Origin of the sequence: Thermocladium sp. ECH_B (assembly GCA_001516585.1) — an archaeon.
Lineage (GTDB): Archaea > Thermoproteota > Thermoprotei > Thermoproteales > Thermocladiaceae > Thermocladium.
Map to the genome: position 1 here is coordinate 1 of LOBW01000048.1, position 13,396 is coordinate 13,396.

Genomic DNA, 13,396 nt, shown 5'->3' on the forward strand with positions numbered 1-13,396 from the left:
ACATTGAAGAATACGAAGCATACGAGGAGCTTAATAGGGAGAGGAGGAGACTCTTCAAGAAACTAATTAGGAGGCTTCTTCACCTCTACCGCAACTTCGCCTCCCACCTGTTGAGGGAGTTGCATGAGCGAGGCGTATCCACGATCTACTTGGGGTACCCCTTCAATATCGCGCAGGATAAGGGTAATAAGTTCACCGTGAACTTGTGGTCTTATCGAGAGTTGATGAATATCATAGAACTGAAGGCTCAAGAGTATGGTATTCGTGTGTTTGAGGTCATTGAGTATAATACTTCACGTATCTGTGCTTATCATGGTGTTGAGGTTGAGAGGGATCCAAGGGGAGTAGTTAATTGCCCTAAGGGTCATAGGCTTCATTCCGACTTGAACGGCGCATTAAACATATTGAAGAAGGCTACCGGCATAACGATCTCGACGATAAAGAAGCCTTTGTCGTTTATCGTGGATCATAATCGAGTAGCGCCCGTGAAAGGGGCGTAACCCTCTAGACCTCGGGGAACCCTCGCCAAATGGCGGGGAGGAGGTCAGATCCACTGATCCCGAAGCGATACTATTTTCTGGTTCTCCCTGTAGGCGCCTAATGCCTCTACAGCCAGAGTACTGGCCGCCCAAAGATACTCAGCGGCAGACCTATCATCGCTTTCCCGGGATCTCCTTAAGTAATCAATAGCATACGAAATTAATTCCCTACCCTTAACTCGGCCTGGGTTAGCGATAATGTCATTAAGTTCATCGCCTAAATTCCTACGATCAATGGTTATACGCATTAATTTAAATATTGCTGTTTTAGAATTAAATTTAACGCCGTTGCTTAATCGCATTTAATATGAGCTGTGGCAATCACTTCTTTATGTGGAGCCAACAGGCAGCGTATATGCCGTTCTTGACCTCCACCATTGGCGGCTCCTCTCTCCTGCATATATCCATGGCAAATGGACATCTGGGATGGAACCGGCAGCCTCTTGGTGGGTTAATTAGGGTGGGGGGCTCGCCTCCAACTATCTTTCTATCCTTAAATCTATTCGAGGGATCAGGATCCGGTATCGCCTCTATTAAGGCCTGTGTATATGGATGAGCTGGATCCTTTATGACAGACCTATAAGGACCTATTTCAGCTAGCTTACCCGCGTAGAGAATCGCTATTCTATCGCTGAAGTATTTGGCCGTGGATATGTCATGAGTGATGTATAGGAATGCTATATTCATCTTCTGTTGTATTTCCTTAAGCAGCGATAATATCTCAACCCTCACCGACGCATCAAGCATCGAAACAGGCTCATCAGCCACTATGAAGTCCGGTCTTAATATCACGGCTCTACCTATTGCTATCCTCTGTCTTTGCCCACCGCTTAGCATATGGGGATACTTGAATAGGTAATCTTCTGGCGGATTCATCTTCATCTCATTCAGAGTCCGTATAACCATTTCCTCCCTCTCGGCCGCGCTACCGCCGACACCATGGATAATTAGGGGCTCCTCCAAAATAAACTTTATATTATGGAATGGATTTATCGCCGAGAATGGGTCTTGGAATATCATTTGCGCCCTTCTCCTAAACCAAGCAATGCTGGATTCACTTGCCTTGGTTATATCCTTCCCATCAAATATTAGGGTACCACCGTTCAGCTTATATAGCCGCAAAAGCGTCCTACCCAGGCTGGTCTTGCCGCTGCCTGACTCACCTATTACTGCGACTGTTTCTCCCTTTCCTATGCTTATGCTGACATCATCAACGGCCTTAACATATCTGGTCTTAGAGAATAAGCCGCTCTGAACTGTGTACCACATCTTTAATCTATGCGCTACCACTAAATGATTGGGATTTATCCACGGTGAGTCAGCCATGGATGAAGCAAGCATTAATATCCCCTTAGTATCAATATTTAAAAAGATATCCTCACTTCATTACAATAGAAACAACTATCATAGATTTATATATTGTCACTTATATAGCCAACAAGAGACTAAGTGCCTCCTAGAGCCCTTATGCTCGACATCAATGGGCGGCGGCTCANCCCTGTCACAGAGGCCCTTTAATTCANCCCTAGATGCAAAGTAGGGACACCTTGGGTTAAAGCGGCAACCAGTGGGTGGATTAATTAAACTAGGCACTTCACCAGGCATGAAAGTTAACTTCTTCTCTCCCCTAAGGGTGGGGACGCTGCCCATTAATCCAATTGTATAGGGATGCTTTGGCGATGTGTACATATCCTCAGCGCTCCCTATCTCCACCATTTTGCCCGCATACATAACTGCAACCGCATCAGCTAACTCGCTTGCCAAGGCTAAATCATGAGTTATGAATATATAAGTCAATTTAAATTCCCGTCTAAGCCTCTTAAGTAGATTCATTATATTGGCTTGAGTTATCACATCAAGTGCGNTAGTGGGTTCATCCAGTATAACGAGGCGGGGCATTAATATCAGGGCCATGGCTATGGCTACCCTCTGCTTCATTCCCCCACTTAATTGATGCGGGTAACGCCGCACTGTGTCCCTAGGTAACCCAACTGCCTCCAGCATATCCATTGCCTGCATCATTGCCTTATCCTTGTCCACACCATGATGAATCAGGAGCGGCTCTATCATTTGCTCCCCAATGGTTAAAACGGGATTCAGGGAATTCATTGAGGCTTGCGGCACCCAAGCTATTTTTTTCCACCTGTACTGCGTCCTAAACTCCTCCGCATCTATGTGAAGAACGTCGCGACCCTCGAATCTAACTTCGCCGCTTACCATTGATACGTTCCTCTCCCATAATCTAATCAATGCCTTAGCTATGGTGGACTTGCCGCACCCACTTTCTCCAACTAATGCAAGCGTTTCTCCCTCGTCTAAATCGAAGGATACCCCATCCACGGCCTTCACTATTCCCTTGCTTGTGGAGTAATAAAGCCTGAGGTTATCTACTTCGAGCAGAGGCATCCCGATCACCCATACCTCAGCCTTGGATTAACCACGGGCTCGCTTGCTATTGCTATTAATATAAATACTACCGCCACGAATGCTATCAATAAGCCGGGCGGAATCACCCACCACCACATCCCGGCATATAATGCACCAGTATCATCAGCCCAATACAATAAATTACCCCACGTGGGGTAAGCGCTGCCGGCCAGGTTCAAGAAATTCAATGCTGAAATAGTCAAAATAGCGCCAGGCGCGCTAGTCACCAGCAAGTAGAGGGAGTACGGCATGATTTGGGGAAGTATATGATTCCTGAGAATCCAAGAGCCGCGAGCGCCTACTATTTTTGCGCCTTCAATATATTGAGCTTCACGTATCTGCATTATCATTGACCTAATTATCCTCGCCGCGCCTCCCCACGATAATATGGAGAGGAATATTATTGCATCCCATAAACTCCAAGCGAAGAGGACTGAGAATACTATTAGGAGAGGGAATGCGGGGAGAGTTATGACTAGGTCGGTTATCCTCGTTAGAACTTCATCTATCCAGCCCCTGAAGTATCCCGACATTATTCCCACCACTATGGCTATCACCATAGTTATTAAGGCCGATACTATTCCTATTTCCAGATCAATTGGAAAACCAGCCAGTAATCCCTCCCATAAATCGTGCCCCTCGAAGTCCGTACCCATTAGGCCATAGGCATTACCTCTCATTATTATGGATAATGGGGAAGAACCAACGCTTGCAGCATTAAACACGGTGGCAAGCAGCTTTATTGTGTAATTACCGTTCAGCGATGTTAATTTGCCATTCTTATAGGCTTGAAATAGGAGCGGTACTGCTGATTGGGTTGGAGCTAGGTTCACTGATTGACCGTTGCTTGAGAAGAAGTTGAGTATTTGATCCTTCACTTGCGGGGATGAGGCCAAATCAATATAACTACCTGAGGGAGTTAATGGTCCAATAGTTATGGATGAGCCATCTGGCCTATATATAGTTAATTGAAGAGCCACTGATGCATTGGCTGGTATGCCATTAAATAGCACATATATATCCTGCCACGGGACGGTATATGGATCCGCTACGCTGATCGTGGATGTTATATATGTTACGCCATGGTACTGAACCACTGATTGAGGCGGAGTAATCTCCGCTTGAGGAGCCAACTTCTGCGTAGTTAAGTAATTGATCCAAGCTGGCGGCGCATCAACAGGATTAAATTTCCAATAGGATGGATTATTCCACATCGCGCCGAAATTCGGAGGCAGAGCGAAGTAGGAGTATATAGATACGACAACTAGTATAATGAATAATGCCGATGCTACCTTACCTGTATTGCTGCTGAAGAATTCTCTGCTTATCTCGCTTGGCGACATTCCAAGAATCCTGAAGCCCGAGCCCCGTCTCTTCTCCTTCTTTTCCTGGCTGCTCATTGCTCCCTCACCCTTGGGTCAAGCATTATATAAAGAATCTCCAGCACAAATACTATTACTATATAAAGCAGGGTAGAAGCATAAGTGAGCGCAACCACCACAGGCGTATCGGGCGTGCCGGCAGCAGTTATAGCGATATTATATACATAGCCAAGACCCCACCACNTGAAGACCACCTCAGTTACTAAGAAGCCGCCGAAGAGCACGAAGGGTATGGTTATTAAAATAGATGTCAATATGGCTGGAGCGGCTGGCCTAATTATGTACTTATTAACGACTTGGTTCTCGGAGAGGCCCTTTGCCCGAGCCACCGTCACGAAGTCCTCTTGCGCGACGTTTAGAACCACGGTCCTAGCGAAGTATGCCCAACCACCAATATTAACTATTAGAACCGTGAGTAATGGTAAAGCCAAGTGCCATAGTAAATTAATTACTGCAGATGCATTGGCGAAAACCGCTACCGGATTAGTTAACCAAGTNCCGAAGTATTGNGGATCCAATATNCCNCCAAAGGGGAAGTATATTGGNGAATGGATCTCCCTAAGCATTACGGCGAAGGCTATTATGAAAACTATGCCAACCCACCACTGAGGCAATCCATTAGATATGGCTGCATAATACATAACTCCCCTATCACTAATTGAGCCATATCTTAATGCGGACCGCGTTCCTATATAAATGCCGATCACTGCGCTAAGCAATATGCCAAATGTATCAAGTATGATGGTTCCAGGAAGCGCTGACGCTATTATATTGACTACCTTACCATTGCTAACCCCATAATTCTGGGGAAAGAATGAGTATCCCCAGTTAAAGCTAAGCATGTCCCACATTATATAGAACGTCCTAATTATTGGGGGCTGATTCAAGCCATATGCCTTCTCTAGTTGAGCTACTATAGTGTTATACACTTGCTGGGCCTGTGATGCAGCATTCGGGTTGTGCTTAAGCACTGCCTGCGCCACTGCTCTTGCCTCTATCTTCACCTGATTCTCAAGCACTGACGATGCAGGTCCTGATAATGCGTATGATATGATGAATAACACAACTATTAAGATCAGCACTAGGTTTATCGCTCTAAAGCCCAGCGACCTTAATAATCCCATACCAATGCAAGGGCATTACCTATTTATTAATTTTACCCAAAAATAATAAACGATAAAATACATAGAAAAATATATAAAACAGAAAGAAGAACAAAAATCAATAAATCAAATAAAACGAGAAACAAAAAATAAATTTATTTTCAATTAGCCACCAGAAACATATTACTGCTTCTTCCTACCAAGAGCCAACCAAACACCAACCGCTATAATTACGACGACTATTATGACAACTACAGCTATCAATAATGAACTTGACGTAGTGGTAGGCGGCGGAGTAGACGTAGTAGGCGGAGACGTAGTGGTAGGCGGCGGAGTAGACGTAGTAGGCGGAGACGTAGTGGTAGGCGGCGGAGGCGGCGGCGAAACAAGAACAGTCGCCTCATATTGAGCCGGTATCGGAGTAGCAGTAGTGTGAACCACGGCTAGAACCTCATAAGTTCCCGGCTGGAGCATCGCCGTAACTGTCGCTGGAACAGTCACATTAACTATACCATTAGCTCCAGTGGCCGTTGCATTGTACAATATACTGCTGGTGGATGGATTAATCAAGTAAATTGTAGCCACTGGATTACCAACTCCTTGAACCTTTATCGTGAATGAGGCGGTCTGGTTAGATACTATACTAGTTGGAGAGAAACCAACCACTGACGGCGCGAAGTTTCCTTGTGGCGGGAACGACGTAATGCCTTGCGATGTATATATCTTGTTGAACCAATAATTATAATTGAATGGGTATCCACTCCATGCAACAAGGGTTGCCGATTGTGGAGTAACGGTTATTAATTGCTTTAATATATATGGTCCATTGCTTATGAACATATTGCCGTATGTATTATAGAAGTTCAATGCATCCTGGTAATCCTGAACAGCCTGGCTAGTGGATAGGAATGAGACGCCATTTATGTTAAAGACAGACCCATTATCCCAAACATAACCAGTTGCGGTCCAATCCTTCAATATGCCAGCAAGTATTGCGGCGTCACCGGCTTGGCTAATATCTATTTGATGCGTATTAAGGGATGAAGCCTCACTGCTGGTGAATGCACCCTTGCCCTCGACGAAGTCCTGCAACATAGCGGCATATACTTGCCATGGAACAACCATGGAATATAGTCCCGGTGCATAGTATGCAGCAACTATGTTGGGATCGGGGAACCAGTAATTCCCATAAACCACCACAGTTCCATTGTTGAAGAACTGTAAACCAACTATCTCCGACGTAGTCGGCGAAATTATTCCCTGGAGGTCAGATAATGCGCTGGCGCTGGGGCCAAGATCCTTGCCGAGCTGAGCCAAATCGAACCATAAGTAATAATTAAATATGATGTCTGCCATGGTTATGGGTTGACCATCCTGCCAATTAGTGCCAAGCCAGGTTCCATTGAAGTATAGATAAACTATGTCCTTNGCAGTATTGCCGGGCCCAACAGGCACCCACTTCTCCAGCGTTGCGTTCCAAATAACCGCATTGGGCGGCACAGGGTACGTTGCTGCAGCATTATTCACATTCATGACGGTTCTCCATGCGCCTCTAAATGGCAAGGGCTCCCCACTGGTGGGGCTATAGAATATGAATGGGTCAAATAGGAATCCGCCGAACACGTCGGCGCTGTATGAATCAATGGAGTAATACCATCCTATTGGATCCCACGGGAACTGAGCCACATGAAGCATGCCGACATTCAGCACACTTGGATGAGCGGCATTATAGGCGAATTTTACACCAACCGGGTTGAAGCTCTCGAGCCCCATGAGGCTCGGCAAGTAATCCTTAACGCTATTCAGCACTGGGTATGATACGGCCCTATATACTATCCATACCCTTATTGCTTGCTGGAATCCCATTAAANCCGATAACTCGGAATACTTCTCAAATTGAGCCAGAGAGGAGAAATTGCCTGTGGCAACCATATATGTCAAGTTATTTATCGTGGAGTTAGCATAATTATACCAGCCTGGAGTGCCCCATCCAGGAACATTGCCATACCAAGTGGCGAACCAAGCATCGCCAGCACCAGTATCCCAAGGCTCTGGAGTTACTGACCAAGCCTCGGTATATATGCTCCAACTCATATTGGCGGGATTGCTACCGTACACGATAGTTAAGGCATCTCTAAGACTGCCATACTCTGGCTGAACCGTGAAGCCTAATTGTTGGAGCGAGGCCATGAACATTTGACCCATCTTATACCTGAATTCATCGTCGTTCCTAATGAAGAACTTTATGGTCACTGGTTGAGGCGCTGATGAACCTGGCGGTAGGTAATACCACATGTGGTTTATGTATAGGATCCTTCCATGCCAAACTGGATCTGTCTTGTTTAGCTTTACGAAGTAAGCATAAATCGATGCATTCACGAAGGAGGGATCATAATGCACATTATACTTTAATATTGATGGCAATATTAGTTTATAGTTGTTGGGGGCGAATATTGATGGCCAAGCAACCATGGGTTGAGCATTCCCACTGAATACTTGCGATATGACGCCGCTCCTGTCAACTAGGTAATTCATTAGGAATCTAACGTATCTATATGCGAATGGGTTAAATGTCGTATTGCTTGGATATGGGTTAAAGAGGTAATCATATATTGATATAGGCGCCGGCGACACGAATGTTATATTGGGATTACTGGAGAGCTGAGAAAGAGTGCTGGGTGGCAATGCCCATGGATTAAGGAAGATATCTATCTTTCCGGAGGAGAAGTACTGCGGTACTTGGCTTGAGGATACTTCATATATATTAACTGTTTGCGGCATTTGCTGCGCATATGCTACCAGCGCTAAGCCCATCGCTAGCGCGATGGCAAGCGCGAGAATCCAAATTTCCTTNCGCATATTAGTTTCGATTATTTCTTGCTTTTAAGTTTTTCTCTATATACCTCGTTTATTATTTGTGAAAACCCAAACACAACTAGAACTATAGTGGCAATGAATAAGATCAATGATAACCATAAAAGCACCCAGAAAATATAGGTTCTATCTAGCTCATAAACTCGGTAATGCATAGANACCGAAGCATTGCTGAGCGTCATATTGGTTATCATGGTGAAGAAATGGTACTCATCGGTTGAATTGATAACAGTGGAACTTGGCACCGTATAATTAGTGTCTGGAACCACCCTATAATACGACACTGTTAAATTGCCTGTCCCATTACTTAATTGAACCACGACTATGCTGGTTGGGGGAACAGTGAAGGACACTGATGAGTTAATGCTGCCCGGCATGATTACTCCACTTCCTATCATGCTTACATCATATGGGTGAAACTCAACATAAATGGATACAATTATGGTCAATATGCCTAATATAATTCCAATCATAAAAGGCCTATTCCTAACTATGCTGCTCCAAAAACCCATGAGTAACCGATAACTACATTAATTTAACCCTGTCGGTGCTAAATACTTGCATCGTTTTCACCGAACTCGAGGCTCTTCCCTTAACTTCTCAATCAATAAAAGTTGATTGAAAAATAATTCCCAATTAATGGCGAATTTCAGCTATGTTAGCAGTAAACTACCCCCGCCCTCACGGACGGGTCTCTGATGTTAAAAGATTAACTTTGTTCAATATGACGACAACGTTAAAAACACAAATAAAGCCAAGGTTTAATTAGAGGACCCGTAGCTCAGCATGGAATCAGAGCGGCGGCCTTCTAAGCCGTAGGTCGTGGGTTCAAATCCCACCGGGTCCGCCATAAAAGCTTAATGCTTTCAGCTCAGCTGTTGCTTGGGATAATTATCTTCCCTGTAATACATTTATCAAGGAATAGAACTTCACACTTCACGCCGCATTATCGGCACAGTAAAACATTGAAGCCCCCGGTGCCATGGCTAGGGCCGGAGGGATGCGCGTTGATTAATTGATAATAAGCACGATGGCCGGACGGGGTGATGGATAAAAGATTATCCATTCCAAATCATAGACCACGGTCTCTCCCTGCCGTGGGCACCACGGCGTGAACAGACTTGCCGAGACCCCTCACCAGTACATTTAATCTCAGCAGGAGTCTACAAAGCCCATGCATTGGCTGAACCCACTATCAATGTTGGTTGAAGCACCAATTCTGACCTCCTCCCCGCCCTAAAGGGCGAGGCTTCCCGCCCCTTAACCCCCTTTTATGCAATCTATCGCACCGCCAAGCCGCAGAACTCGGATTCCCATAGATGCCAATGTATGCGGGAGCCAGAAGTGATACAGTGTCATAGGTCGTGGATTCAAATCCCACTGGACCCGCGCCAAGAGCACCGTTCCTGTAAACCTCACTTCACCGCTCCTTATATTGCAAAGCGAGAAGCTAAGAGCCCTATATTTTTTGGTATTATAGCTTTTATCCGGATTTGTCCAACTTTATGATATTTATATCTATGTTACTCTGCTTGGCTTTCTCAACTATCGAATCCATAAGGGAGGAATCCTGCGTGGCAACTATTACTTGCTTAGATATCCCCTCCCTTAAAATATTAATCAATAGGTTGGCGAAGGATGATTTAACATTCTCATCAACATATGGGAGGGGTTCATCCATTAAGATAAAGCCGAACTTATGCTCTACTAGTTTATACATAGCTAGAACAAATGATATGGCTATGGTGAGCCTCTGGCCATCACTGAGCCTCGACATGGGGACCTTCCTACCCCTCCGCAATGCATATAATGCATATGCATAATCCCCCTTTTCGCGTTGTTCCAGCTCTATGGAGACTCCGCTAAGATCGCCGTATGGATACATTCTCCTAAACATGGAGGCAAATTCATCTCTTATGCCCTCTATTATGCGTTGCCTGGCGATGCGCTGGACTCTTAGAAGTCCATCCTTAATGCTTAGGAACCTAGATAATAATGCCTCGAGTTCCTCCACTTCCCTGATTGCCTTCTCAACATCGACTCCGGCCATGGTTATCTTACTTAGTTTTGACTCCAGCTCCATATATTCAGAACTAAGTATTTCCAGTTTATTCCTCAACGCATCCAGCCTATTGCCGATATCGTTTATCTCATTCTCTAGCCTTATTGCAGCCTCCACATTAATATCATGACTCTTCAATATATCCTCCAGTTTCTGTAGCTCGACTCTTATTTCCTCAATTCTCTTAATTCTCTCGACCTCTCCATAAACCTCCTCCAGTCTAGCTAATCTGTCCCTTGCTATTGGTATGAAGCTGGAGAGGCTGGCGTACCTTCTCTCTAGATCCTGAATTGCCTTATCCATTTTCTCGGCGCGGGCAATCCCATCCTCTAATTGCTTCCTAGCCTCCTCTAATCTCTTGCCTAAATCAATGAATTGAAGATAAATTGGGTGAAGAACTTCCATCTCGCTCACTAATCTCTCCATTCTCTCCAATCTTTCCCGCATTTCCTTAACCTCATCATCCTTAATGGTTTCAACTTTAATGGTAGATAATGACTCGATGCTTAGCTTTGATCCACAAATTGGGCACCGCTGGTCCTTTACTCCATGGTTCCTCAAGTGATTAATTACCTCTAGAAGGGCGGACTTGTAGCGGGCCTCTGATTCGATTGCTTCATAATCTAGTCGTAGCCTCTCTAGCTTAGCCTTGGCGACAGGTAATTCGCCTACCTCCGCAGCTGCAGAACTGTACCGCTTGAAGCTGGGCTCAAGGGCGTGTAATCGCTCCTCAAGCATGGTTACGCTAGTCCTTAATCTCTCTAGGTCCCTCCTAGTCTTCTCCGCTTGCTCCCTGTACTGCCTTAAATCATCGCTTATCTCTTTAGCCCTCTCCTCTAGTTGCCCAATGGCCTTATACATGGCCATTAATAATTCATCTGGCGACGAGGCCTTGCTGAGCGATTGAGCCTCATCCTCCATTAGATTCTCCTCTAATCTAGCGATGAGCACTGCCTTAAGTGCCTCTGAATCGCTCGCGGCCTCCGCCTCTATTCCCCTCGAGATCGGACCGCGTGATTGAAGTTCTTTCAGTTTTTCGCTGAGAATCACGTATTGCCTATACTGCGCCTCCACATCCTTGATTTTATCCATGGTCTCGGATCGCTTCTTCAATAGATTACTATAGGCGCTACTCAGTTTTTCCAGTTCCTCCCTTACCTTGCCTACCTCATCCCGCAGGGAAGTTGCTCTCTGCTTGGCTGCCTCTATTGAGCCGTATCTTTGCCTTAACTCGCTTGCCTCGGCTGCCCCCGCTATTTCTTGCTTTCTTTTCTCTATTGCACTGCTGATTGCATCTATGGGGAGAAGCCGAATTATTGAGTCTATATAATCAATATCGAATAGCCTATCTATTATAACGGTTCTACGCTGAATCGAGCCATATGCTAATTGCTCCAGGGTTCTATGCGTTATTAGTATGAATCGCTCAAAATCATCATCGCTTAAGCCTATTAATTTAGCCAACTCCTCCTCGCTGCCCTTATCACCGTTGATAATTAATTCCTGCCTAGCGGAGTCTCGTTGGCGGACTAGCGATCTCTGTATGATTAGGCCGGAATCGCCATTCATGAAGGATACGCTGACCTTCGCATAATCGCTCTCCTCATTAATTAAGTCAAGTAGTCTCGCGATTTTCTCCTTCACTTCAAGTTGCTCTCCATATAGGCAGTACTCTATTGATTGAATCAACGTGGATTTACCGGCGCCTATCGATCCATGTATTAGGGTTAATCCAGGCCTTAGAACGAAATCTTTCTCCCCCTTGAAAACCCTGAAATTAATGAGTCCCAACTTATCTATTACGTACTTCATGATGCTACACCTCTATTCCATACTTGGCTAATAATTTGTTTAATTCATCCTTCACTCCCCTTGACCCCCTCTCCCTATACGCCTTGTATAGAGATATTGCTAGATCAGCATTATCCCCAAGCTCCCTCCTCAATAATTCCATAATAGTCTCATCAAGTTTAGTGCCCATTTACTCGATCAAAGAAATGAAGCCGGGTTTTTAATACTTTCCCAAATAAGATAAGAACTACGCCATAATAATGACCGTTAACAAATACCTCAAAAATATTTTAATGCTCCTCTGTGGTAAACCGACACATCAATGAATCCCTATTGGAAATATGGGGGTTCCATTCTTGATTCGTTGCTTAACTGCTCATGGGACACATGAAGTTGATTCAATGCACCAATGAAGCTTCCCTTCATAATGTGTAGTTTCAATGACATTCATGAACTCACTAAGCCTTTCTCCATTAATTCCTTAACANATTGAGGAATAGAAGAACGCCAAGCAAATAAGAGCGCTGGCTTTAATGGGTGCAAGCCATATTTAGATAATAAAGAGGAATCGTTTAGTAGGAAAACTATGAATTGCTGCGCCAGGGATTCATTGTTGGCATTTCCCGGTATAGATACATATAAGTAAATAGGACCTTCCCTGAACGTCTTTCCATCAATGCTATAATTAAACATGGAATAGAAATTATTTAACGATGGATTCCCTAGGCTTAATTGGGGCGATAATTGAATGTAACTTAAACCATGAGATATGGCTGCCGATCTATATATGAAGAGGAATTGAATTTGGCCGGCTTCAAGGGGAGCCACTAATTCAGCCGCATTCGTGGCGCTTCTATTGCCTCCATTATCCATTAACCTATCCAAGAATAGAGAGGAATTTCCTGCATATAGATACCCAGCTATCTCAAGGGAAAGAAAGGCCCTGTACCCAGCCGGATCAGTGAGTGGATTAGATACCCCAACCAACACAGAGCCTGAGGTGAGGTTCATAAATGCATCACGAATCAATGCCAAGAGCTAGGGAGGAGTATGTTTACACGCTTGGCTTAAGCGAGGACTCTGCTTTCCTGACCTCCTCCCCGCCCTGAAGGGTGGGGGTTCCCTTTGGGCGGTTCATTGGTTCGTGGTTTACCGCCTTCATCCTCACCACTTCACAGCTAGTGGGGTTCACCCCGCTCCATTCGTCCAGCGGTGGAC

Annotated in this window: 9 protein-coding genes, 1 tRNA gene and 1 pseudogene; 2 read left to right on the forward strand and 9 right to left on the reverse strand. The window is 44.9% G+C overall.

Going from position 1 to position 13,396, the window contains the following annotated elements:
• Nucleotides 1-500, forward strand: a pseudogene (locus AT710_06555).
• A 44-nt stretch (nt 501-544) separates the two neighbouring features.
• Here the strand turns inward: AT710_06555 and AT710_06560 are convergent.
• From AT710_06560 to AT710_06590, 7 genes are all read right to left on the reverse strand, one after another.
• On the reverse strand, nt 545-787 hold the full coding sequence (locus AT710_06560) for a hypothetical protein (protein KUO91438.1): 243 nt from the start codon (nt 785-787) through the stop codon (nt 545-547).
• A gap of 73 nt (nt 788-860) precedes the next feature.
• Entirely contained in the window at nt 861-1,865 is a 1,005-nt protein-coding gene (locus AT710_06565) for an oligopeptide ABC transporter ATP-binding protein (GenBank protein ID KUO91446.1), read from the reverse strand.
• Between the two features lie 96 nt (nt 1,866-1,961).
• Nucleotides 1,962-2,945 carry a dipeptide/oligopeptide/nickel ABC transporter ATP-binding protein gene (locus AT710_06570; GenBank protein KUO91439.1) on the reverse strand — a complete coding sequence of 328 codons (984 nt, stop codon included), beginning with the start codon at nt 2,943-2,945 and terminating at the stop codon, nt 1,962-1,964.
• Nucleotides 2,946-2,950: 5 nt separating this feature from the next.
• The gene (locus AT710_06575; protein ID KUO91440.1) at nt 2,951-4,366 is read right to left on the reverse strand and encodes an ABC transporter permease; all 1,416 of its coding nucleotides are present in this window, start codon (nt 4,364-4,366) and stop codon (nt 2,951-2,953) included.
• Nucleotides 4,363-5,472 (reverse strand): ABC transporter permease, encoded by a 1,110-nt coding sequence (locus AT710_06580; protein KUO91441.1) that lies wholly within the window; start codon nt 5,470-5,472, stop codon nt 4,363-4,365. Before AT710_06580 ends, AT710_06575 begins: the two co-directional genes overlap by 4 nt.
• 162 nt (nt 5,473-5,634) lie before the next feature.
• Nucleotides 5,635-8,310, reverse strand: coding sequence for an ABC transporter substrate-binding protein (locus tag AT710_06585; protein ID KUO91442.1), 2,676 nt, complete (start codon nt 8,308-8,310; stop codon nt 5,635-5,637).
• An 11-nt stretch (nt 8,311-8,321) separates the two neighbouring features.
• Nucleotides 8,322-8,837, reverse strand: a complete 516-nt coding sequence (locus AT710_06590) for a hypothetical protein (protein ID KUO91443.1) — start codon at nt 8,835-8,837, stop codon at nt 8,322-8,324.
• 258 nt (nt 8,838-9,095) lie between these two features.
• Here AT710_06590 and AT710_06595 point away from each other — a divergent pair.
• Nucleotides 9,096-9,175, forward strand: a tRNA-Arg gene (locus AT710_06595).
• A gap of 633 nt (nt 9,176-9,808) precedes the next feature.
• Here AT710_06595 and AT710_06600 read toward each other — a convergent pair.
• The gene (locus AT710_06600; protein ID KUO91444.1) at nt 9,809-12,199 is read right to left on the reverse strand and encodes a hypothetical protein; all 2,391 of its coding nucleotides are present in this window, start codon (nt 12,197-12,199) and stop codon (nt 9,809-9,811) included.
• Nucleotides 12,200-12,625: 426 nt separating this feature from the next.
• Nucleotides 12,626-13,168 (reverse strand): hypothetical protein, encoded by a 543-nt coding sequence (locus AT710_06605; protein KUO91445.1) that lies wholly within the window; start codon nt 13,166-13,168, stop codon nt 12,626-12,628.
• Nucleotides 13,169-13,396: the final 228 nt, after the last annotated feature.